Here is a 22,303-nt window from a genome sequence, read left to right as displayed (position 1 = left end):
GCTCAGCCGGCGGGCAGCAGGCGCGGTTTCGCCTCGCCGGTCAGGCGCGGCTTGCCGGGCTCCTCGACGTCGAGGACGATAGCGTCGTCCCTGACCCCGATGAACACCATGCCGCCCTTCGTCAGCTTGCCGAAGAGCAGTTCCTCGGCGAGCGGCTTCTTGATGTATTCCTGGATCACGCGGCCAAGCGGACGCGCCCCCATCTTGTCGTCATAGCCGCGCTCGGCGAGCCAGTTCGCCGCCTCGGGGCTCAGCTCGATATGCACGTTGCGGTCGATCAGCTGCGCCTCGAGCTGCAGCACGAACTTGTCGACCACCTGCAAGATCACGTCGCGCGACAGCGGCGCGAAGCTGACCACGGCATCGAGACGGTTGCGGAACTCGGGGGTGAAGGTGCGCTCGATCGCCGCCGTGTCCTCGCCCTCGCGCCGGTCGCGGCCGAAGCCGATCGCTGCCTTCGCCTGTTCCGAGGCGCCGGCGTTCGAGGTCATGATCAGGATCACGTTGCGGAAGTCCACCGTCCGGCCGTTGTGGTCGGTCAGCTTGCCGTGGTCCATCACCTGCAAGAGGATGTTGTAGACATCCGGATGCGCCTTCTCGATCTCGTCGAGCAGCAGCACGCAATGCGGGTGCTGGTCGACGCCATCGGTCAGCATGCCGCCCTGATCGAAGCCGACATAGCCCGGAGGCGCGCCGATCAGCCGGCTGACCGCGTGCTTCTCCATGTATTCCGACATGTCGAAGCGCAGCAGTTCCACGCCGAGCGTATCGGCAAGCTGCTTTGCCACCTCGGTCTTGCCGACACCCGTGGGGCCCGCGAAGAGATAGTTGCCGATCGGCTTTTCCGGCTCGCGCAGGCCGGCGCGGCTGAGCTTGATCGCCGAGGCGAGCACCTCGATCGCCTTGTCCTGACCGAAGACCACGCGCTTGAGCGTCTTTTCCAGATCGCGCAGCACCTCGGCATCGCCCTTCGAGACGGTCTTCGGCGGGATCCGGGCGATCTTTGCCACCACCGCCTCGATCTCTTTCGGGCCAAGCGTCTTGCGCCGCTTGCTCTCGCTCAGCAGGTGCTGCGCCGCGCCGGCCTCGTCGATCACGTCGATCGCCTTGTCGGGCAGCTTGCGGTCATGGATGTAGCGCGCCGACAGCTCCACCGCCGCCTTGATCGCGTCGTTGGTGTAGCGGATGTCGTGGTGCTTCTCGAAATAGGGCTTCAGCCCCATCAGGATCTTCACCGAATCCTGCACCGTGGGTTCGTTCACGTCGATCTTCTGGAACCGGCGCGAGAGCGCGCGGTCCTTCTCGAAGTGCTGGCGGAACTCCTTGTAGGTGGTCGAGCCCATGCAGCGCAGCTTGCCGCCAGCGAGCGCCGGTTTCAGCAGGTTCGAGGCATCCATCGCGCCGCCCGAGGTGGCGCCGGCGCCGATCACCGTGTGGATCTCGTCGATGAAGAGGATCGCGTCGGGATGGTCCTCGAGCTCCTTCATCACTGCCTTCAGCCGTTCCTCGAAATCGCCGCGATAGCGGGTGCCGGCCAAGAGCGCGCCCATGTCGAGCGAGAAGATCGTCGCACCGGACAGGATCTCGGGGGTTTCGCCGCGGGTGATCTTCAGCGCCAGCCCCTCGGCGATGGCGGTCTTGCCGACGCCCGGGTCGCCCACCAGAAGCGGGTTGTTCTTGCGCCGCCGGCACAGCACCTGAATCGCGCGCTCGACCTCTTCCTCGCGGCCGATCAGCGGGTCGATATCGCCCTTTTGCGACTTCTGGTTCAGGTTGACGCAGTATTTCGCCAGCGCCGATTCCTTCGCCTCGCCGGGCTGGGCGGCCTCGGCCTTCTGTTCGTCCTCGGCGCCGACGACCGGGCGCGCCTCGCCGAAGGCGGGGTCCTTGGCAACGCCATGGGCGATGAAGTTGACCGCGTCATAGCGGGTCATGTCCTGCTCCTGCAGGAAGAAGGCGGCGTTGCTCTCGCGCTCGGCGAAGATCGCGACGAGCACGTTCGCCCCCGTCACTTCGGTCCGCCCCGAGCTTTGCACATGGATCGCGGCGCGCTGGATCACGCGCTGGAAGGCAGCCGTGGGCACGGCCTCCGAGCCCTCGACCTCGGTGATCAGGGTCGAGAGGTCGTCGTCGATGAATTCGTTCAGCGTCTGGCGCAGCTCGTCGAGATCGACGCCGCAGGCGCGCATCACGCGGTTCGCGTCGGGCTCGTCGATCAGGGCGAGCAGCAGGTGCTCGAGCGTGGCGAGCTCGTGCTTGTGCGAGTTTGCCAGCGCGAGCGCCCCGTGGATGGCTTGTTCGAGCGTGGTCGAGAACGACGGCATATGGTGCTCCTTTCCTGCGGTGCGGGGCCTGAGCCCTTTGCTGGCCTTATGGGATTAAAGTTCGGCGGAAATGGCCGCGCTTCAAGCCCTCTTTGCGTAAAAATCACTCACTGTTTCCGTTCTGCCCGAAAAGTGAACAGGACACCCGCCCGATCTCCTGCCATCAGGGCAGGCGCTCCGCGCTCCGGGGGCCTGGCTACAGGGGCGGAAATCCCGCGTCAAAGCCAGTTCCGGGTTGAAATAGGGTGGGGGAGGGTTCATTGGAAGGGCCTCTCGATACGGAAAGAACGGAAAGAACGATGGCCTCCTTCCGGATCTCGCGCCTCGCGATGTGGCGTCGCTCGCGGGCGATGAACGCGCCCCGGCTGTGGAAGTCGCGGTTCGTGTTCTGGCTCGGCGCGCTGGCGATCGGCGCGATCAGCGCAGGTTTCGCGATCGCGGCCGATTTCGCGCAGAAGACCTTCGCCGCCTTTGCCGCGACCGAGGATTTCCGCCTGGCGCCGCTGATCGTCACCCCGCTCGGCTTCGTCGCCTGCGCCTGGGTGGCGCAAAGCTGGATCCCGAACTCGCAGGGCTCGGGCATCCCGCAGGCGATGGCGGCGCGGGTGCTGCGCGACCTGCCCGACCGCGGCGCGATGCTGAGCCTGAAGATCGCCGTGGGCAAGGTGGCGCTGACCGTGGTCGGCCTGTTTTGCGGCGCCTCGATCGGGCGCGAGGGGCCGACGGTGCAGGTGGGCGCCTCGATCATGATGGCGGCGGGGCGCTTCGGGGGCATCCCGGCCGGGCGCGGGCTGATCCTTGCGGGCTCGGCCGCGGGCATCGCGGCGGCCTTCAACACCCCGGTTGCGGGCATCGTCTTCGCGATCGAGGAGATGAGCCGCGCCTACAAGGCGCGCACCAACGGCGTGGTGCTGATCACCGTCATCATCGCCGGTCTCTCCTCGCTCGGCATTCTCGGCAACTACACCTATTTCGGCCATTCCGATGCGCTGGCGAATGGCTGGCGCGACTGGGTGATGGTGCTGGTCTGCGGCCTTGCCGGCGGCCTGGCAGGGGCACTGTTCAGCCGCGGCACGATCCTCATCACCCGCCGGCTGCGGCGGTGGCGCTCGGCCTCGGCCGGGCGCAAGACGGTGATCGTGGCGCTGGTTGCGGGCATCGTCACCGCCGTCGCGGGCGTCGCCTGCGACGGGCTGACCTGGGGCACGGGCTATGATGTCGCCCGCGCCGCGATCGAGGGGCAGGCGCCGCCGCCCACCTATTTCCTGGCCAAGCTCGTCTCGACCCTGGCCGCCACCGTCTCGGGGATTCCGGGCGGGCTGTTCGCGCCCTCGCTCTCGGTCGGGGCCGGGCTTGGGGCCACCGTGGCGCTGATCCTGTCGACCGAGGTGGGCCTTGCCGCGATCCTCGGCATGGCGGGCTATTTCGCCGGCGTGACGCAGGCGCCGATGACCGCTTTCGTCATCATCATCGAGATGACCGGCAACCACGAGATCATCGTGCCGGTGATGGCGGCGGCGATGCTCGGCTATGGCACCTCGCGCTTCATCTCGCCCGAGCCGCTCTATGCCACGCTGTCGCGCCTCTTCGTCGCCGATGCGCTGCGCCAGGCCCGCGCGGCCGGGGCGGCGGGGCGGGCGGCGGCGGCGCAGGAGGTGGCGGCGGTGGCCGAGGCCGAGGCGGTGTTCGACGACCGCGAGCCGGAAGATCAGACCCCGGCCGAGCCCGGCAAGAACGGCGACGGGCCGCGCTGAGCGGCCCGCCGAGCGCTCAGAACCGGTCCTTGCGTGCCCGCGCCTCGGTGAAGGTGGCAAGCGCGCTGGCTTCGGGGGCAAGGCCGAGGGCGCGTTTCAGCGCCGGATCGGTCCCGCGCAGGAACGGGTTCGTCGCTTGCTCGAGGTCGAGCCGCGCCGGCACCGTCGGCCGGCCCTCGGCGCGCAGCGCCTGCACCTCGGCCATCCGCGCGCGCAGGGCAGGGGCCCCGGGCTCGAGGCTCAGCGCGAAGCGGCCATTCGCCTCGGTGTATTCGTGGCCCGAGCAGACCAGCGTGTCGCCCGGCAGCGCCGCCATCCGGGTCAGCGTGGCAAGCATCTGCGCCGGGCTGCCCTCGAAGAGCCGCCCGCAGCCCCAGCTCATCAGGCTGTCTCCGGAGAACAGCAGCCCCGCGAGCGGCAGGTAAAAGGCGATGTGACCGAGCGTGTGGCCCGCGGCGTCGAGCACCTCGGTGCGGTGGCCCGCGACCTCGATCACCTGCCCCGGATGCACGGCCGTGCTCAGCGGCGGCAGCCGGTGCGCGTCGGCCGCGGCGCCGATCACCGCGGCCCCGGTCGCACCCGCGAGCGCCGGCACCCCGGCGATGTGGTCGTTGTGGTGGTGGGTGAGCAGGATCGTGTCGAGCCGCCAGCCGCGCTCGGCCAGCACTTGTTGCACCGGCGCCGCCTCGGGCACATCGACGACGGCGGTCGTGCCGCTGCCGGCATCGTGCAGCAGATAGGCGTAATTGTCGGCAAGACAGGGGACGATCAGCAATTCGAGGGTCATGGCTTTTCGTGTCGCATTCGCTATTGTGGCCCCCAGTTACGCCCGGGGAGGGACCGCACGCAATGCACCTCGACGTGCTCGACCTGCGCAATTTCTATTATCGCACCCAGTTGGGCCGTGCGGCGCAGCGGGCGGTGCGCGACCGTCTGCTCGAGCTTTGGCCCGCGACCTCGGCCGAGATGGCGGGGCTGACGGTGGCGGGTTACGGCTTTGCCGTGCCGCTGTTGCGCCCCTATCTGGCGCCGGCGCGGCGGGTGATCGGGCTGATGCCGGCGGCGCAGGGGGTGATGCCCTGGCCCGCGGGGATGCCCAATGTCTCGGTGCTGTGCGAGGAGACGCGCTGGCCGCTCGAGACCGGCATGGTCGACCGGCTCGTCGTGCTGCACGGGCTCGAGGTTTCGGACAACCCCGATGCGCTTTTGGAGGAGTGCTGGCGGGTGCTTGGCCCCGGCGGGCGGGCGATGCTGATCGTGCCGAACCGCTCGGGGCTCTGGGCCCCGCGCGAGACCACGCCTTTCGGCTTTGGCCGGCCCTACTCGCTCGGGCAGCTCGACCTGCAGGCGCGCCGGGCGGGCTTCGTGCCCGAGCGTCATGCCGCGGCTCTTTATATCCCGCCCTCGCACCGCCGGTTCTGGCTGCGCTCGGCGGCGATGTGGGAGCGGATGGGGGCGCGGGTGTCGGGCTTCCTTGCGGCGGGCGTGCTGTTTCTCGAGCTCTCGAAACAGGTGCATTCACCGCGCCGGCCGGGGCTGGGGGCGGCGGTGCGCAAGCCGCTGTCGATCCTCGAGGGGGCGGCGAAACCGATGGCCGATCCGGTCTGAGCCGGGCCGCCTTGCCGCCGGGGAATCACGCGCCTCCCGGGCCCCCGCGGCAGCCCTTCCGGAGGCGCAATGCTGCATTGCGGCATCGTGTTAGCGCCGCAACTTCCGAAGGGCTTGCGCTAACAGTCTCGGCCCCGGTGCAATTCCGTTCACCCCATTCACATTCTGTTGTGCAAGACGGTTGCGAGGGGGGGAACGCTCTGCTACACGCGGTCCCGAATGCGGCGTAAGGGCGGGAACCCGCGCGCCGAAGGGAGCCTCCGGCCCGGCCCGGTCGGTGCGATCGGATCGGACGCGCGGGGGCAAGAGCATCGGAAGGGTGGACGTGTCCGAACCAGCTTCGATTTCCGCAGCCATCGCCGGGCGCTATGCCACGGCCATCTTCGAACTCGCACGGGATGCCGGGGGCGTTGACGCCCTCGAGGCCGATGTCGGCGCGCTCGGCGCGGCGCTGGCCGCTTCGGCCGAGCTGCGCGACCTGATCTCCTCGCCGCTCTACAGCCGCGATGACCAGGGCAAGGCGATCGCCGCGGTGGCCGCGCGCATGGGGCTCTCGGCGCCGATGGCGCAGGGCCTCGCGCTGATGGCGAGCAAGCGGCGCCTGTTCGCGCTGCCGCAGCTTCTCAAGGCGCTGGCCGAGGCGATTGCCACGGCGAAGGGCGAGATGACCGCCGAGGTCACTGCCGCCGCGCCCCTCAGCGATGCGCAGGCCGCCAAGCTGGCCGCCACGCTGCAGGAAAAGACGGGCAAGACCGTCAAACTCAACGTTGCCGTCGATGACAGCCTGATCGGCGGAATGATTGTCAGGCTGGGCTCGCGCATGATCGACACCTCGATCCGCTCGAAGCTCGCTTCTCTCCAGAACACCATGAAAGAGGTCGGATAATGGGCATCCAAGCAGCTGAGATCTCTGCGATCCTCAAGGAGCAGATCAAGAACTTCGGGCAGGACGCCCAGATGGCCGAAGTCGGCCGCGTGCTCTCGGTGGGCGACGGTATCGCCCGCGTGCACGGGCTCGACAACGTCCAGGCGGGCGAAATGGTCGAGTTCCCCGGCGGCATCCGCGGCATGGCGCTGAACCTCGAGGTCGACAACGTCGGTATCGTGATCTTCGGCTCCGACCGCGACATCAAGGAAGGCGATGTCGTCAAGCGCACCAACTCGATCGTGGACGTGCCCACCGGCCCGGGCCTGCTCGGTCGCGTCGTTGACGCCCTCGGCAACCCGATCGACGGCAAAGGCCCGGTGACCTATGTCGAGCGTCGCATCGCCGACGTGAAGGCTCCCGGCATCATCCCGCGCAAATCGGTGCATGAACCGATGGCGACCGGCCTGAAATCGGTCGACGCGATGATCCCGATCGGCCGCGGCCAGCGCGAGCTGATCATCGGCGACCGTCAGACCGGCAAGACCGCGATCGCGCTCGATACCATCCTGAACCAGAAGTCGTACAACGAGGCCAACCCCTCGAACAAGCTGCACTGCTTCTACGTCGCGATCGGCCAGAAGCGTTCGACCGTGGCGCAGCTGGTGAAGAAGCTCGAGGAAGCGGGCGCGATGGAATACACCACCGTCGTCGCCGCCACCGCTTCGGACCCGGCGCCGATGCAGTTCCTCGCCCCCTATTCGGCGACCGCGATGGCGGAATACTTCCGCGACAACGGCATGCACGCGCTGATCATCTATGATGACCTGTCGAAGCAGGCCGTGTCCTATCGCCAGATGTCGCTGCTGCTGCGTCGTCCCCCGGGGCGTGAAGCCTATCCGGGCGACGTGTTCTACCTGCACTCGCGTCTGCTCGAGCGTTCGGCGAAGCTGAACGAGGATTACGGTCTTGGCTCGCTGACCGCTCTGCCGATCATCGAGACCCAGGCGGGCGACGTGTCGGCCTACATCCCGACCAACGTGATCTCGATCACCGACGGCCAGATCTTCCTGGAAACCGAACTGTTCTACCAGGGCATTCGCCCGGCCGTGAACACCGGTCTCTCGGTGTCGCGCGTCGGCTCCTCGGCGCAGACCAACTCGATGAAGTCGGTCGCCGGCCCGGTGAAGCTGGAACTGGCGCAGTACCGCGAAATGGCGGCCTTCGCGCAGTTCGGCTCGGACCTCGACGCCGCGACGCAGAAGCTGCTGAACCGCGGTGCGCGCCTGACCGAGCTGATGAAGCAGCCGCAGTACTCGCCGCTGACCAACGCGGAAATCGTCGCGGTCATCTTCGCGGGCACCAACGGCTTCCTCGACGCCGTGCCGGTGAAGGAAGTCGACCGTTTCGAGAAGGGGCTGCTGAGCTACCTGCGTTCGAACCGCAAAGATGTCCTTGACTGGATCACCAACGAAGATCCGAAGATCAAGGGCGATGCCGAAGCCAAGCTGAAAGCCGCGATCGCAGAATTCGCCAAGACTTTCGCTTGACCCGCCTGAAAGGACAGGGACATGCCCAGCCTTAAGGACCTCAAGAACCGGATCGCGAGTGTCAAGAACACTCGTAAGATCACGAAGGCGATGCAGATGGTCGCGGCGGCAAAGCTCCGCCGCGCCCAGGAAGCCGCCGAACACGCCCGGCCCTATGCCGAGCGGATGAACGCCGTGATGACCAGCCTTGCGGCCTCGGTCGGCGGCTCTGCCTCTGCGCCCCGGCTTCTGGCCGGGACGGGCTCTGACCAGACCCACCTTCTGGTGGTGATGACCGGCGAACGCGGGCTTTGCGGTGGCTTCAACGCCAATATCGCCAAGCTTGCGCGGCACCGGGTGGATGAACTGCTGGCCGCCGGCAAGACGGTGAAGATCCTCACCGTCGGCAAGAAGGGCCGCGACGCGATGCGCCGCGACTATGGCCAGTATTTCGTCGGGCATATCGACCTGAGCGAGGTGAAGAAACTCACCTATCTCACCGCCCGCGGGATCGGCCGCGACATTCTCGCCCGCTTCGACGCCGGCGAATTCGATGTCGCGACGATCTTCTACTCGGTCTTCGAGAGCGTGATCTCGCAGGTGCCGACGGCGAAACAGGTGATCCCGGCCCAGTTCGAGGAAAGCGAGGGGCATGGTTCCTCGGCGCTCTTCGACTACGAGCCGAGCGAGGAGGCGATCCTCCACGACCTGCTGCCGCGCGGTGTCTCGACGGCGATCTTCTCGGCGCTGCTCGAGAACAACGCCTCGTTCAACGGCGCCCAGATGTCGGCGATGGACAACGCCACCCGCAACGCGGGCGACATGATCGACAAGCTGACGATCGAGTACAACCGCTCGCGCCAGGCCGCGATCACCAAAGAGCTCATCGAAATCATTTCGGGCGCCGAGGCGCTCTGACGGAACCGGAGATAGACAATGGCAAGCAAAGGCAAAGTGACCCAGGTCATCGGCGCCGTCGTCGACGTGCAGTTCGAAGGCGGCCTGCCCGCAATTCTGAACGCGCTCGAGACCACCAACAACGGCAAGAAGCTGGTGCTCGAAGTCGCCCAGCATCTCGGCGAGAACACCGTCCGCGCGATCGCGATGGACGCCACCGAGGGCCTCGTGCGCGGCGCTGAGGTGTCGGATAGCGGCGCGCCGATCTCGGTGCCGGTCGGCAACGCGACGCTCGGCCGCATCCTGAACGTCATCGGCGCGCCGGTGGACGAACGCGGCCCGGTCGTGGCGGACGAATACCGCGCCATCCACCAGCCCGCCCCGGACTTCGCGGCGCAGTCGACCGCGTCGGAAATCCTCGTCACCGGCATCAAGGTGATCGACCTGCTCGCCCCCTACTCGAAGGGCGGCAAGATCGGCCTGTTCGGCGGCGCCGGCGTGGGCAAGACCGTTCTGATCATGGAACTGATCAACAACATCGCGAAGGTGCACTCGGGCTTCTCCGTGTTCGCCGGCGTGGGTGAACGGACCCGTGAAGGCAACGACCTCTATCACGAGATGATCGAGTCGGGCGTCATCAACCTCGACAACCTCGAGGAATCGAAGGTGGCGCTGGTCTACGGCCAGATGAACGAGCCTCCGGGGGCCCGTATGCGCGTCGCCCTCTCGGGCCTGACGCTGGCCGAACAGTTCCGCGACCAGTCGGGTTCGGACGTGCTGTTCTTCGTCGACAACATCTTCCGCTTCACCCAGGCGGGTTCGGAAGTGTCGGCGCTGCTCGGCCGTATCCCCTCGGCCGTGGGCTATCAGCCGACGCTCGCGACCGACATGGGCGCGCTGCAGGAACGCATCACCTCGACCAAGGCGGGTTCGATCACCTCGGTGCAGGCGATCTACGTGCCGGCCGACGACCTGACCGACCCGGCGCCGGCGACCTCGTTCGCCCACCTCGACGCCACCACGGTTCTGTCGCGCGCGATCTCGGAACTCGGGATCTACCCGGCGGTTGACCCGCTCGACTCGACCTCGCGGATCCTCGATCCGCAGATCGTCGGCGAAGAGCATTATCAGGTCGCCCGTGACGTGCAGGGCATGCTGCAGCGCTACAAGTCGCTGCAGGACATCATCGCCATCCTCGGCATGGACGAACTGTCGGAAGAGGACAAGCTGACCGTGGCCCGTGCCCGGAAGATCCAGCGCTTCCTCAGCCAGCCGTTCGACGTGGCGAAGGTCTTCACCGGCGCCGACGGCAAGCAGGTTCCGCTCGAGGACACCATCAAGTCGTTCAAGGCGGTGGTGGCCGGTGAATACGACCACCTGCCGGAAGCCGCCTTCTACATGGTGGGTGGCATCGACGAAGTGATCGCCAAGGCCGCGAAACTCGCTGCTGCGGCGTAAGGGGGATAACCCATGGCCGATACGATGCAGTTCGACCTCGTCGCGCCCGAGCGGAAGCTTGCTTCCGCTCAGGTGACCGAGGTGCGGATTCCGGGCGCCGATGGCGACCTGTCCGCGATGCCGGGGCATGCGCCCCTGATCACCACGCTGCGGCCGGGGATCCTGACCGTCGTCAGCGCGGCCGGTGCCGAGGACTATGCGGTGACCGGCGGCTTCGCCGAGATCACGCCCGAAAGCGTGATCGTGCTGGCCGAGCGCGGCATGCCGAAGGCGGAACTGACGCCCGACGTGCATGCCGAGATGGTGGCCGAGGCCCGCAAGGCCGTCGAGGAGGCTGCGCCCTCGCTCGTCGACGCCGCGATGAAGGTGCTTGCCGACATGGAAGCCCTTGGCACGCACATGACCCTCTGAGGGGCGGTGCCGCAAGATCGAGGGCCCCGGGGGAAACCCCGGGGCCTTTTGCATTCCGGGGGCTCAGCGGTGCTCTGCGGCGAGCAGCGCGCGGAACTGCGCCACGCTGCCGGCGGCAAGGCCGGCGGCCTCGAAGACGGCGCAGGTGAAGCTGACCGGGGCGGAGCCCGGGGCGGTCACCACCCGCCCGGCGGCCACTGCCGCGCCGCTGTCGCGGTAGAACGCGGCGCCGGTGTAGCCTGTGGCATGCGCGCCAAGGAAGTCTGCGCTGTTCGAGGTATGCGGCACGGCATTGAGCAGCCCCGCCCGGGCGAGGGCGAGCGTGCCGCCGCAGATCCCCGCCACCGTCGCCCCCCCGGCGTGGCGTGCCTGCACGAACCCGGCGAGATCGGGCGCCTCCGGGCTCTCCCAGATCATCCCGCCGATCACCGCGACGACCTGCGGTCGCCAGTCGCGGCAGGAGCCAAGCCCGGCCTCGACCTCGACCGTCAGCCCGCCCTGCGACCGGAACCGCCCCGGGGCAGGGGCGAAGAACCGGGTCTCGATGCCATAGAACGGGGCACCGGTTCCGGCGATGAATGCATATTCCCAATCCGCGAAACCCGGGGTCAGGATCAGTGCGATGCGCGCCATCTGTTTCTCTCTCCTTTACGCTGGGGAACCATGGGTGGCGCGGCGGCGAATGGCAATGGCGGGGCCGCGAGGGGCGCGTCGACGGCGGCGCCGCCATCGCCGGCACGCTCTTCCCATCTTTTTTCTTGCCCGCGGTCATCGTAGATCTTGGAAAAATTCAGAGGGGTGAGCGATGTTGAAGATCTCGTCGCACCGCGTGGGAATTGCGCAGGGGTCATTGGTTTTGTTCTCCGATTTCCAGGATGGCGGCATCATGTGGACCGGCGAGGGCCCGCGCGAGATGCGCCGCACGGTGCAGTTCCGCGAGCCTTTCCGCATGCCGCCCGCGGTGCAGGTCTCGCTGTCGATGTGGGACATCGACCAGAAGCACAACGGCCGGATGGACATCTCGACCGATGCGGTGACGGAAGACGGGTTCGTCATCGTCTTCCGCACCTGGGGCGACAGCCGCGTGGCGCGGGTGCGCGCCGACTGGATGGCGATCGGCGGCGTCGGGCACGAGGACGACTGGGAAGTCTACTGAGGCGGGGCAGGGGGCGATGCGCTGCGTCTTCCCCGCTTTCCCATCGGGTGGCGCCGCGGGAAGGTGATCGCCATCTCCGGCCGCACGGGTTCCGCGTCCAATCGCTGCAAATATCCCGGGGGGAGAGGCCCGCAAGGGCCGAGGGGGGCAGCGCCCCCCTCTTTTTTCGGCGTCGGAACAGCAAAAGGGCGCCCCGGGGGGGCGCCCTTCCGTTTCCCGCAAGGGAAGGCGTGATTACATCATGCCGCCCATGCCGCCCATGTCGGGCATGCCGCCGGCCGGAGCCTTGGGCTCGGGCTTCTCGGCGATCATGCACTCGGTGGTGATCAGCAGGCCGGCGACCGAGGACGCGTTTTCAAGCGCGGTGCGGGTCACCTTGGCCGGGTCGATCACGCCGAACTTGAACATGTCGCCATATTCTTCGGTCTGCGCGTTGAAGCCGAACGAGAGCGATTCCGAGTCGCGGATCTTGCCGGCGACCACGGCGCCGTCGACGCCCGAGTTCTCCGAGATCTGACGCAGCGGCGCTTCGAGGGCGCGACGGATGATCGAGATGCCGACGTCCTGATCGGCGTTGGCGCCCTTCAGCCCTTCGAGCGTCTTGGTGGCCTGCACGAGGGCGACACCGCCGCCGACGATGATGCCTTCCTGCACCGCGGCGCGGGTCGCGTTCAGCGCGTCATCGACGCGGTCCTTGCGCTCCTTCACCTCGACTTCGGTCATGCCGCCGACGCGGATCACGGCGACGCCACCGGCAAGCTTGGCCACACGTTCCTGCAGCTTCTCGCGGTCGTAGTCCGAGGTGGTTTCCTCGATCTGGGTGCGGATCTGGCCGACGCGGGCCTCGATCTCGGCCTTGTCGCCGGCGCCGTCGACGATGGTGGTGTTCTCTTTCGAGATCGACACCTTCTTCGCCTTGCCGAGCATGTCGATGCCGACGTTCTCGAGCTTCATGCCGAGATCTTCCGAGATCACCTGGCCGCCGGTCAGGATCGCGATGTCCTGCAGCATCGCCTTGCGGCGGTCACCGAAGCCCGGAGCCTTGACGGCGGCGATCTTCAGGCCGCCACGCAGCTTGTTGACCACGAGGGTGGCGAGCGCTTCGCCTTCCACGTCCTCGGCGATGATCAGCAGCGGCTTTTGCGACTGGATCACGGCCTCGAGCAGCGGCACCATCGGCTGCAGCGACGAGAGCTTCTTCTCGTGCAGCAGGATCAGCACGTCGTCGAGATCGGCGATCATCTTGTCCGGGTTGGTGACGAAGTAGGGCGAGAGGTAGCCGCGGTCGAACTGCATGCCTTCGACGACTTCGACTTCGGTCTCCATGCCCTTGTTTTCTTCGACGGTGATGACACCCTCGTTGCCGACCTTCTGCATCGCGTCAGCGATGAAGCGGCCGATCTGGGCCTCGCCGTTCGCCGAGATCGTGCCGACCTGAGCGACTTCGTCGCTGTCGGCGACCGGGCGCGAGGCGGCCTTGATCGATTCGACGACCTTGGCGGTGGCGAGGTCGATGCCGCGCTTCAGGTCCATCGGGTTGAGCCCGGCGGCGACCGACTTCAGGCCTTCCTTGATGATCGCCTGGGCGAGCACGGTGGCGGTGGTGGTGCCGTCGCCGGCCTCGTCATTGGTGCGGGCGGCGACTTCTTTCACCAGCTGCGCACCCATGTTCTCGAACTTGTCCGAGAGCTCGATTTCCTTCGCGACCGAGACACCGTCCTTGGTGATGCGCGGCGCACCGAACGATTTCTCGATGACGACGTTGCGGCCTTTCGGGCCGAGAGTGACCTTCACCGCATCGGCGAGGATGTTCACGCCCTTGAGCATGCGGTCGCGGGCATCGGTCGAGAACTTGACGTCCTTGGCTGCCATTGTTTGGCTCCTTCAGAATAACGTTGAGATCAGGGGATCGCGTGGGCGGATGGGCCTCAGGCGATGATCCCCATGATGTCGGATTCTTTCATGATCAGCATTTCGGTGCCGTCGAGGGTCACCTCGGTGCCCGACCACTTGCCGAACAGGACGCGGTCGCCGACCTTGACCGACGGCGCGATCAGCTCGCCCGAGTCCTTGCGCGCACCGTCGCCCACGGCGACGATTTCACCCTCGGCCGGCTTTTCTTTCGCCGAGTCCGGAATGATCAGCCCGCCCTTGGTCTTTTCTTCGCTCTGCACGCGCTTGACCAGCACGCGGTCATGAAGCGGTTTGAATGCCATCTGGGTCACTCCCTAAGGTTCCAGGTCCATTGCTTTTAGCACTCAGCACTGGCGAGTGCTAACGATGCGGGAGTTAGTCACGCCCCCGCCGGCCTGTCAACACCCGGACCGGCGAAAATTTCCGCCGCGCCGCGGCGGCGACGGGCGGCGGAGCGGGGCCGGGCGGCAAACCACGCCGCTTCGCCCGACGGGCTCTGCGCGGCGCGTGACAAGTCTTGCTGCAGCGCCTATAAGACGCGCGAAACCGACCATCCGAGGGATCCCATGACCACCAAGGTTTTCGGCCACAAGGCCCCTGACACCGACTCGACCGGCTCGCCCATCGTCTGGGCGTGGTATCTGAACGAAGTGAAGGGCGTGGCCGCCGAGCCCGCGCTGCTCGGCGAACCCAACACCGAGGCGGCCTTCGTGCTGAAGCACTGGGACCTGCCGAAGCCCGCGATCATCGCCGGCGTCGAGCCGGGCGAGAGCGTCGTCATCGTCGACACCAACAACCCGGCCGAGCTGCCCGAGGGCATCAACAAGGCCGACATCACCGCGATCATCGACCACCACAAGCTGGTCGGCGGGATCGAGACCAAGGGCCCGATCGACATCACCATCCGTCCGCTCGCCTGCACCGCCACCATCCTCTACGATCTGATGGGGGCCGACGTGGAGAAGGCGCCGCGCGCGATCAAGGGCGCGATGCTGTCGTGCATCCTGTCCGACACGCTCGAGTTCCGCTCGCCCACCACCACCGACCACGACAAGGCCGTGGCCGAGAAGCTGGCCGCTGATCTGGGCGTGAACATCAACGAGCTCGCCTCGGCGATGTTCGAGGCGAAATCGGACGTCTCGGCCTTCTCCGACGCGGCGCTGCTGCGGATGGACAGCAAGGAATACAACGTCGACGGCACCGAGCTGCGGGTTTCGGTCCTCGAGACCACCGCGCCGAAGCTGATCCTCGACCGCAAGGACAGCCTGATGGCGTCGATGCCGGGCGTGGCGCAGGAAGACGGCGCCGATCAGGTCCTGCTCTTCGTCATCGACATCCTGAACGAGGAAGCCACGCTGCTGGTTCCGAACGATCTGGTGAAGAAGATCGCCGAGGCCTCGTTCGGCTGCACCGTCGAGGGCGACACCGTGGTCCTGCCCGGGCTGATGTCGCGCAAGAAGCAGATCATTCCGGCGCTGAAGGTCTGATCCTTACGCGCGCGGCGCAGGTTTGAGGGGCGGGGGGAAACCTCCGCCCCTTGCCTTTGCGCCGGGGGCCGGATGGCGGCGGCGCATGAAAAAGGCCGGAGCATATGCCCCGGCCTTTCGCGTTGCTTGTGCGGGGCGATCAGAACGCGCTGAGCACGGTCTGGGTCACGGCGCTGTGGCTCGGGGTCATGACGGCACCGGCGACGCTGTTCGCGGGCAGTTTCGAGCCGGTCTGGCCGAAGGGGAAGGTCACGCCGAGACGCACGGTGTTGCCGTGGCCGTCTGCGTCCAGATCGTCGCTGTCGAGGTTGGTGCGGGCCAGCTCGAGCGAGAGGACCGTCGGCACGGCAACCATGCCGCTCAGGTCGTAGCTCGCGCCGAGGCCGAAGGTGGTCACGTCCGTGTCCGCGATCGAGCTGCGGGTAAGGCCGCCGAACACGGTCCAGGCCGGAGCCACGTCGTAAACCGCCGCGAGGCCGACGAGGTCAAGGTTCTCGTCCTCGCCGCCGAGCGCGATGTTGGTGCGCATCAGGTTGCCGCCGAAGGTGAGGCCGTCCATCGCAGTGTAGCGGCCGGTCACGCCGTAGTCATGCACGTTCAGATCCCCGAGATCCGAGCCGGCGCTGCGGCCGTAGAAGCCCTCGACGGTGCCAGCGGCGAAGTCGTAGCCGACCGTGGCGCCGTAGGAATTGGCCGTGCCAGACATACCGGCAAAGCCGAGGTGGGCGCGCTCGTAATAGGCGCCGCCACGCAGGCCGCTGCCGAGACGGTAGCCGCCCGAGGCACCGAGCAGCGAGGCGTTCAGGTCCGGTGCATCGTCGATGCTGGCGTTCATCGCGGTGGCGCGGGCGCCGAGCAGGAGGCCGTTGTCAAAAGTCGCGGCGACATTGCCGTCGAAGGTGATGCTGTCGAGATCGGTGCTGGTGTCCGACACGTCGGTGCGGCCATAGCCGACCGTCGCAGTGCCGGAGATGTCCTGTGCAGCGACCAGGCCGGCGCTGGCGATCAGCGCGAGGGCGGAGCTGGTGAGAAGTTTCGTCATCTTTTGCCTGTTTCTGTGGTTGGCTCCGCGGCGCCGAAGGCCGGCCGGGCGGAACGATGCGGTTTCGAACCTGCGCCCCTGCGAACGCAGAGAGGGCGGAACTCAAACGCTACCCAATTGTCAACAAAAGAAAATTCAACCCTCTGTCTTTTGCTTATGCCCGCCGGCCGGCGACTTCAACCGCGATTGCGCAAACATTCCTCGGCGTCATTGCGTCATCCCGGGATGCGCCGGGCGAGGGGCGGGCTTTGCCTTTCCTCATCGAAGTGTCATATAGCGGCTGTAGGACAACGCGGCGGGAGACGACCCGCCGGATCAAGGACTTGAGGCAGATATGACCCGGATCGTGCAATCCCTGGCCGAGATCTCGGCGCCCTATGACGCGCTCTTTTGCGACCTGTGGGGCTGTCTGCACAACGGCGTCGCGGCCTTCCCTGCGGCCGTCGCCGCGCTGCAGGCGTTCCGCGCGACGGGCGGGCGCGTGGTGCTGCTGACGAATGCGCCGCGGCCGGCGAAATACGTCATCGCCACGCTCGACCGGCTCGGCGTGCCGCGTGACGCCTGGGATCTGGTCGTCAGCTCGGGTGATGCGGCGCAGGATGCGATGTTTGCCGGCGCGATCGGCCGCAAGGTCTGGCATCTCGGGCCGGCGAAGGACAACGGCTTCTTCGAGGAGGTGCCCGAGGCCTGGCAGGGCCAGCCCGGCGTCACCCGGGTGCCGCTCGAGGAGGCCGAGGGCATCGTCTGCACTGGCCCCTTCGACGAGCTGAACGAGGTGCCCGAGGATTACCGGCCGCGCTTCCTTCTGGCCAAGACCCGCGGCCTGCCGCTGCTTTGCGCCAACCCGGATATCGTTGTCGACATGGGCGAAACCCGGATCTACTGCGCCGGCGCGCTTGCCGCACTCTACGAGGAGATGGGCGGCGAGGCGCTCTATTTCGGCAAGCCGCACCCGCCGGTCTATGACCTCGCGCGCCGGCGCCTCGCGGCGCTCGGTGTGGCCGAGGATGCGCGCATCCTGGCGATCGGCGATGGCGTCAACACCGACGTTGCCGGCGCCGCAGGCGAGGGGATCGACGCGCTTTTCGTCACCGGCGGGCTGGCGGCCGACCAGTTCGGCCCCGATGTCGAGGCGCCGGACGCCGAGCTGCTCGACACCTGGCTGGCCGCGCGCCAGCAGGCGCCGCAATTCGCCATCGGCCACCTGCGCTGAGCGCTGCCGCGCGCCCCGGCTCTCTGTCGGGGTGCCCTGTCGCATTTTTGCAATTTTCTTGCGCTGAATGATCCGTTCCGGCATGGAAGTTGCGCGTCGCCTTGCGCGCCCGGCGCCGGAGTGTTATGCCGCGGTGCAACATGAACCGCGGCAGGACAGCGACAATGGCGAATGACTTCACCCCCGGCACGATCTATCTGGAAGACCTCGAGATCGGCATGACGCGCTCGCTCCGCAAGGTCATCACCGACAAGGACATCGAGATGTTCGCCGAGGTCTCGACCGACCACAACCCGGTGCACCTCGATGCCGATTATGCGGCGAAGACGATGTTCAAGGGCCGCATCGCGCATGGCATGCTCTCGGCCGGGCTGATCTCGGCGGTGATCGGCGAACAGCTGCCGGGCCATGGCACGATCTACCTCGGTCAGTCGCTGAAGTTCCTCGCGCCGGTGCGCCCGGGCGACGAGGTGGTCGCCGAGGTCAAGGTGGTGGCGATCGACCACGCCCGTCGTCGTGTCACCCTTGAAACCACCTGCTCTGTGGGCGATACCACCGTCATCAAGGGCGAAGCGCTGGTTCTGGCGCCCTCGCGGAACTGAGACGCGCCGGCCACGGCGCCGGAAGACGGGGAAGATGCAGACGTTTACCCACTGGCAGGATGTGCCCGAGGCGTTTCGCGGCGCCTCGGTCGCGATGGGAAATTTCGACGGGATCCATCTCGGCCACCAGTCGGTGATCGATCTCGCGCGCGGCAAGGGCCCGCTTGGCATCGTCACCTTCGAACCGCACCCGCGGCAGGTCTTCGCCCCCGAGGCGCCGCCGTTCCGGCTGATGAACGCCGAGGCGCGGGCGCACCGGCTGGCGAAGCTGGGCGTCGAGCGGCTGTATCAGCTGCCCTTCGACCGCGCCCTTGCCGGGATGAGCGCCGAGGCCTTCGCCCGCGAGGTGCTGGCCGAGGGGCTGGGCGTGCGCCATGTCGCCGTGGGCGGTGACTTCCGCTTCGGCAAGGCGCGCGAGGGCGACACCGCGACGCTGACTGAGCTGGGCCACCGCTTCGGCTTCGAGGTGACGGTGGCGCCGCTGCTGCATCTCGAGGGGGTCGAGATCTCCTCGACCGCGATCCGCAAGGCCCTGGCCGAGGGCCGCCCGCGCGATGCCGCGGCGATGCTCGGCCATCTGCACCGCATCGAGGGGCCGGTCCTGCACGGCGACAAGCGCGGCCGCGATCTGGGCTTTCCGACCGCGAACATGAGCGTCGCCGGGCTGCACCTGCCGCGGCTTGGCGTCTATGCGGTGAAGTTCGACGTGCTCACGGGCCCGCATGCGGGCAGCTACGAGGGCGCGGCGAGCCTGGGCGTGCGGCCGATGTTCGGCGAGAACACCCCCAATCTCGAGACCTATGTCTTCGACTTCAAGGGCGATCTCTACGGCGCCGACGTGTCGGTGGCGCTGGTCGAGTATCTGCGGCCCGAGCTGCGCTTTTCGAGCCTCGATGCGCTTGTCGACCAGATGAAGGCCGATTGCGCGCAGGCGCGGATGATCCTCTCGGGGGCGTGACGCAGACCCCCCTTTCCCTTGGCTCCGCTTTGCGTCAGGGTGCGCCGATGACCGATCTTCGCCCCGAATTCTGGACCCTGCCGCTCGCGAAGCTGACGCCCGCGGAATGGGAAGCGCTGTGCGACGGCTGCGGCCGCTGCTGTCTCAACAAACTCGAATACGAGGACACGGGGGAGCTCGAGTTCACCCGCGTCGCCTGCCGGCTGCTCGATGACGAGACCTGTCGCTGCACCCGCTACGAGACCCGCCACCAATACGTGCCCGAATGCGTGCTGCTGACGCCGAAGTCGATCCGCAAGATCGCCTATTGGATGCCCGCGACCTGCGCCTACCGGCTGCGCTTCGAGGGCAAGCCGCTCGAGCCCTGGCACTACCTGGTCTCCGGCTCGCACGAGACGGTGCACGAGGCCGGGATCTCGGTGCGCGGGCGGACGGTATCGGAAACCGAGGTGCCCGAGGATCTGTGGGACCAGTTCATCATCGAGGAACCGTGATGCATTTCGCCTCTGACAACACCGCGGGGGTGGCCCCGCAGATCATGGCGGCGCTCGAGGCCGCGAATGCCGGCAATGTGCCCTCCTATGGCGCCGACGCGCTGACCGAGGCGGTGACGGTGCGGCTGCGCGAGATCTTCGAGGCGCCGCAGGCCGCGGTCTATCTGGTGGCGACGGGGACGGTGGCGAATGCACTGTCCTGCGCGATGCTCTGCGCGCCCTGGGAGACGGTGTTTTGCCACCGCACCGCCCATATCGAGGAAGACGAGTGCGGTGCGCCCGAATTCTTCATCGGCGGCGGCAAGCTGACGCTGGTCGACGGGCCGCATGCGAAGATGGACCCGGCGGCGTTGCGCCGCGCCATCGCCCATACCGGCCGCGGCGGCATCCACAACCTGCAGCGCGGCATGGTCTCGATCACCAATGCGACCGAGGCGGGCACCGTCTATTCGGTGGCCGAGGTGACGGCGCTTGCGGCCATTGCGCGCGATTTCGGCCTGCCGGTGCACATGGACGGGGCGCGCTTTGCCAATGCCCTGGTCGCGACCGGGGCGAGCCCGGCCGAGATGACCTGGAAGGCGGGCGTCGACGTGCTGAGCTTTGGCGGCACGAAGAACGGCTGCATGGGCGTCGAGGCGGTGATCCTGTTCGACCCCGCCCGTGCGCGCGACTTCGAGCTGCGGCGCAAGCGTGGGGGGCATCTCTTCTCGAAGCACCGCTTCCTTGCGGCGCAGATGCTGGCCTATCTGGCGGGCGGGCTGTGGCTCGAGCTTGCCGGCCATGCGAATGCGATGGCGGCGCGGCTGTCCGAGGGGATCGCGGCGCTGCCGGGGGCAAGCCTCGTGCATCCGACCGAGGCGAATGCGGTCTTCGCCGCCGTCCCGCGCGCCGCGCATCGCCGTGCGCAGGCGGCAGGCGCGGCCTATTACCTGTGGCCCTTCGACCAGTCGCTCGACGGTCCGGGCGAGGAGCCGCTGGCGGCGCGTCTGGTGTGCAGCTGGGCGACGCGCGAGGAAGAGATCGACGAATTCCTCTCGCTTCTGCGCTGAGGGGGAAGGGGGGCGCTGCCCCCCGTCCTGCGGACTCCCCCCGGAGTATTTTTCCAAGGAAAGGCCCGGAAGGGGCGCCTCAGCTCCGCTCGAGGTTCAGCGCGATCAGCTCGGTGACCTGACGGGTATGGGTGAGCGGCAGCATGTGGCCCGCGCCCGGCACGCAGGCGGTGCCGACATCGGCCATGCGCGCGGCCAGCGCCTCGCAGACCCGCGCCGAGATCGGCGGGCTCTGGTCGCCATGGATCAGCATAACCGGCGCGTCGATCGCCTCGATCCCGCCCGGGCGGCAGATCTGGCCCGGGTCCTCGAAATTCGCCGGGGTGACGTTTGCGACGATCGGCATCTGCGCGACGAAGCGGGCGCGGTGGCGGTCCGGGATCGTGTCCCAGGGCGCGCCCGCGCCCCAGTCGCGCACGAAGCGGCGCGCCGCCTCCTCATCCGCGCCGTCGGCGAGAAGGGCGTCGAGGTGGTCCTGATGCGGGCGCAGCTCGGCCCATTCGGGGCTGTCCTTCGCCGCGGCGAAAAGCACCGGCTCGATCAGGGTGAGCGAGCGCACTGCCTCGGGGGCGGCGACAGCGATGCGCAGCGCGACCGAGGCGCCGAAGCTGTGGCCGATCAGGTCGAGCGGGCGCTCGATGAAGGAGGCGGCGATGCGGGTCGCGAGCGTCTGATAGGCGCCGGGGGCTGCCCCCTCGGCCCCCCAGGGGTCCGACTTGCCGTGGCCGGGCAGGTCGAAGGCGGTGGTCGAAAGCTCGGCCAGCGGTGACAGCAGCGGCCCCCACATGTCCGAGGTGCCGAGCATGCAATGGATGGCGAGCGCCGGGCGCGGGCCGGTGCCGAAGACCTGCCAGCTGATGCCGGTGCCCTCGCGGATATCCTTGTCCATCACAGAGCCCCCAGCTCCTCGTCGAGGAAGTCGAGCCGGTCCTGGCCCCAGAACCGCGCGTCGGTCTCGCGCAGGATATAGAAGGGCGAGCCGAAGACGCCGCGCTCGACCGCCTCCTCGAGATTGCGCTCGTAGGCGAGCGCGCCGGTGAACAGCCCGGTGCTGACGAGGTTCGGATCGAAGCCATGCGCGGCCAGCAGGTCGCGCAGCACCTCGTCTTCGGCGATGTTGCGCCCCTCGGCCCAGAGTGCGCGGCCGATCGCGTGCACGAGCCCGCCGAGATCGCCGCCGCCCGCGGCCTGCGCCGCGATCACCGCGTAGGAGGCGGGCGCCGGGTTCGGCGGATAGCCCGCGGGCGCGAGCGTCAGCGGCAGGCCGAGCCGCCGCGACCAGCGGGTGAGTTCCTGGCTGCGATAGGCGAGCCGGTTCGGGTGCCGGCCGGCGGGGCGGGTGCCGCCGGTGCGGTCGAAAAGCCCGAGCAGGTCAAGCGGCTTGTAGGTGATCTCGGCGCCGTGGCGGGCGGCGATTTCCTCGAGTCGCAGCCCGGCAAGGTAGGTCCAGGGGCTGAAGACCGAGAAAAAGTAGTCGATATGGGCCATCAGGGCTCCTTTGGGGCATGCACGGCGTTTGCGGGGAGGCTAGCCCGGTGCTAA

Annotated in this window: 22 protein-coding genes; 14 read left to right on the top strand and 8 right to left on the bottom strand. The window is 67.7% G+C overall.

What is annotated here, in order from left to right:
* Positions 1 to 2: 2 nt before the first annotated feature.
* Positions 3 to 2,324, bottom strand: coding sequence for an ATP-dependent Clp protease ATP-binding subunit ClpA (gene clpA / locus EOW66_RS02020; protein ID WP_128154413.1), 2,322 nt, complete (start codon positions 2,322 to 2,324; stop codon positions 3 to 5).
* A gap of 299 nt (positions 2,325 to 2,623) precedes the next feature.
* On the opposite strand from clpA, the gene EOW66_RS02015 reads away from it, so the two are divergent.
* Positions 2,624 to 4,078 carry a chloride channel protein gene (locus EOW66_RS02015; protein ID WP_128154412.1) on the top strand — a complete coding sequence of 485 codons (1,455 nt, stop codon included), beginning with the start codon at positions 2,624 to 2,626 and terminating at the stop codon, positions 4,076 to 4,078.
* A gap of 16 nt (positions 4,079 to 4,094) precedes the next feature.
* Here the strand turns inward: EOW66_RS02015 and gloB are convergent, their stop codons facing one another.
* Positions 4,095 to 4,865 carry a hydroxyacylglutathione hydrolase gene (gene gloB / locus EOW66_RS02010; protein ID WP_128154410.1) on the bottom strand — a complete coding sequence of 257 codons (771 nt, stop codon included), beginning with the start codon at positions 4,863 to 4,865 and terminating at the stop codon, positions 4,095 to 4,097.
* A 62-nt stretch (positions 4,866 to 4,927) separates the two neighbouring features.
* Between gloB and EOW66_RS02005 the strand changes: the two genes are divergently transcribed.
* The 6 genes from EOW66_RS02005 to EOW66_RS01980 all read left to right on the top strand — a co-directional run bounded on the left by EOW66_RS02005 (position 4,928) and on the right by EOW66_RS01980 (position 10,846).
* The gene (locus EOW66_RS02005; protein ID WP_113899260.1) at positions 4,928 to 5,686 is read left to right on the top strand and encodes a methyltransferase domain-containing protein; all 759 of its coding nucleotides are present in this window, start codon (positions 4,928 to 4,930) and stop codon (positions 5,684 to 5,686) included.
* 325 nt (positions 5,687 to 6,011) lie between these two features.
* A complete protein-coding gene (locus EOW66_RS02000) occupies positions 6,012 to 6,572 on the top strand; it encodes a F0F1 ATP synthase subunit delta (RefSeq protein WP_128154408.1) in 561 nt (186 codons plus the stop codon).
* Positions 6,572 to 8,101, top strand: a complete 1,530-nt coding sequence (gene atpA / locus EOW66_RS01995) for a F0F1 ATP synthase subunit alpha (protein ID WP_128154407.1) — start codon at positions 6,572 to 6,574, stop codon at positions 8,099 to 8,101. The genes EOW66_RS02000 and atpA overlap by 1 nt, the downstream gene beginning before the upstream one ends.
* Positions 8,102 to 8,122: 21 nt before the next feature.
* The gene (locus EOW66_RS01990; RefSeq protein ID WP_113899262.1) at positions 8,123 to 8,998 is read left to right on the top strand and encodes a F0F1 ATP synthase subunit gamma; all 876 of its coding nucleotides are present in this window, start codon (positions 8,123 to 8,125) and stop codon (positions 8,996 to 8,998) included.
* 18 nt (positions 8,999 to 9,016) lie between these two features.
* Positions 9,017 to 10,435: a F0F1 ATP synthase subunit beta gene (gene atpD / locus EOW66_RS01985; RefSeq protein WP_128154405.1), complete on the top strand. Its 1,419-nt coding sequence runs from the start codon at positions 9,017 to 9,019 to the stop codon at positions 10,433 to 10,435.
* A 12-nt stretch (positions 10,436 to 10,447) separates the two neighbouring features.
* Positions 10,448 to 10,846: a F0F1 ATP synthase subunit epsilon gene (locus tag EOW66_RS01980; RefSeq protein WP_128154404.1), complete on the top strand. Its 399-nt coding sequence runs from the start codon at positions 10,448 to 10,450 to the stop codon at positions 10,844 to 10,846.
* A gap of 63 nt (positions 10,847 to 10,909) precedes the next feature.
* Here EOW66_RS01980 and EOW66_RS01975 read toward each other — a convergent pair whose 3' ends face one another.
* Positions 10,910 to 11,479 (bottom strand): DJ-1/PfpI family protein, encoded by a 570-nt coding sequence (locus tag EOW66_RS01975; protein ID WP_128154402.1) that lies wholly within the window; start codon positions 11,477 to 11,479, stop codon positions 10,910 to 10,912.
* Between the two features lie 172 nt (positions 11,480 to 11,651).
* Between EOW66_RS01975 and EOW66_RS01970 the strand changes: the two genes are divergently transcribed.
* A complete protein-coding gene (locus EOW66_RS01970) occupies positions 11,652 to 12,002 on the top strand; it encodes an H-type lectin domain-containing protein (RefSeq protein WP_128154401.1) in 351 nt (116 codons plus the stop codon).
* Positions 12,003 to 12,236: 234 nt separating this feature from the next.
* Here EOW66_RS01970 and groL read toward each other — a convergent pair whose 3' ends face one another.
* Both groL and groES read right to left on the bottom strand, forming a co-directional pair.
* Positions 12,237 to 13,874 carry a chaperonin GroEL gene (groL, locus tag EOW66_RS01965; RefSeq protein ID WP_113899267.1) on the bottom strand — a complete coding sequence of 546 codons (1,638 nt, stop codon included), beginning with the start codon at positions 13,872 to 13,874 and terminating at the stop codon, positions 12,237 to 12,239.
* 56 nt (positions 13,875 to 13,930) lie between these two features.
* Positions 13,931 to 14,218 (bottom strand): co-chaperone GroES, encoded by a 288-nt coding sequence (groES, locus tag EOW66_RS01960; RefSeq protein ID WP_113899268.1) that lies wholly within the window; start codon positions 14,216 to 14,218, stop codon positions 13,931 to 13,933.
* 264 nt (positions 14,219 to 14,482) lie between these two features.
* On the opposite strand from groES, the gene EOW66_RS01955 reads away from it, so the two are divergent.
* Positions 14,483 to 15,403: a manganese-dependent inorganic pyrophosphatase gene (locus tag EOW66_RS01955; RefSeq protein WP_128154399.1), complete on the top strand. Its 921-nt coding sequence runs from the start codon at positions 14,483 to 14,485 to the stop codon at positions 15,401 to 15,403.
* 139 nt (positions 15,404 to 15,542) lie between these two features.
* Here the strand turns inward: EOW66_RS01955 and EOW66_RS01950 are convergent, their stop codons facing one another.
* Positions 15,543 to 16,445, bottom strand: coding sequence for a porin (locus tag EOW66_RS01950; protein ID WP_128154398.1), 903 nt, complete (start codon positions 16,443 to 16,445; stop codon positions 15,543 to 15,545).
* A 334-nt stretch (positions 16,446 to 16,779) separates the two neighbouring features.
* On the opposite strand from EOW66_RS01950, the gene EOW66_RS01945 reads away from it, so the two are divergent.
* From EOW66_RS01945 to EOW66_RS01925, 5 genes are all read left to right on the top strand, one after another.
* Complete coding sequence (locus EOW66_RS01945) at positions 16,780 to 17,658, top strand: TIGR01459 family HAD-type hydrolase (RefSeq protein ID WP_128154396.1); 879 nt, start codon at positions 16,780 to 16,782, stop codon at positions 17,656 to 17,658.
* Between the two features lie 164 nt (positions 17,659 to 17,822).
* Entirely contained in the window at positions 17,823 to 18,260 is a 438-nt protein-coding gene (locus tag EOW66_RS01940) for a MaoC family dehydratase (protein WP_128154395.1), read from the top strand.
* 34 nt (positions 18,261 to 18,294) lie between these two features.
* Positions 18,295 to 19,218, top strand: a complete 924-nt coding sequence (locus EOW66_RS01935; RefSeq protein WP_128154394.1) for a bifunctional riboflavin kinase/FAD synthetase — start codon at positions 18,295 to 18,297, stop codon at positions 19,216 to 19,218.
* A gap of 47 nt (positions 19,219 to 19,265) precedes the next feature.
* Complete coding sequence (locus tag EOW66_RS01930) at positions 19,266 to 19,712, top strand: YcgN family cysteine cluster protein (RefSeq protein ID WP_128154392.1); 447 nt, start codon at positions 19,266 to 19,268, stop codon at positions 19,710 to 19,712.
* Entirely contained in the window at positions 19,712 to 20,761 is a 1,050-nt protein-coding gene (locus EOW66_RS01925; protein ID WP_128154391.1) for a threonine aldolase family protein, read from the top strand. Before EOW66_RS01930 ends, EOW66_RS01925 begins: the two co-directional genes overlap by 1 nt.
* 79 nt (positions 20,762 to 20,840) lie before the next feature.
* Here EOW66_RS01925 and EOW66_RS01920 read toward each other — a convergent pair whose 3' ends face one another.
* Together EOW66_RS01920 and EOW66_RS01915 are read right to left on the bottom strand one after the other, a co-directional pair.
* Entirely contained in the window at positions 20,841 to 21,650 is an 810-nt protein-coding gene (locus EOW66_RS01920; RefSeq protein WP_128154389.1) for an alpha/beta fold hydrolase, read from the bottom strand.
* The gene (locus tag EOW66_RS01915) at positions 21,650 to 22,249 is read right to left on the bottom strand and encodes a 2-hydroxychromene-2-carboxylate isomerase (protein WP_128154388.1); all 600 of its coding nucleotides are present in this window, start codon (positions 22,247 to 22,249) and stop codon (positions 21,650 to 21,652) included. Before EOW66_RS01915 ends, EOW66_RS01920 begins: the two co-directional genes overlap by 1 nt.
* Positions 22,250 to 22,303: the final 54 nt, after the last annotated feature.

Source organism: Paenirhodobacter huangdaonensis (genome assembly GCF_004022465.1).
GTDB classification, from domain to species: Bacteria; Pseudomonadota; Alphaproteobacteria; order Rhodobacterales; family Rhodobacteraceae; genus Rhodobacter; species Rhodobacter huangdaonensis.
Note: the sequence above shows the minus strand (reverse complement) of the source record. Positions and strands in the feature narration are given on the sequence as shown.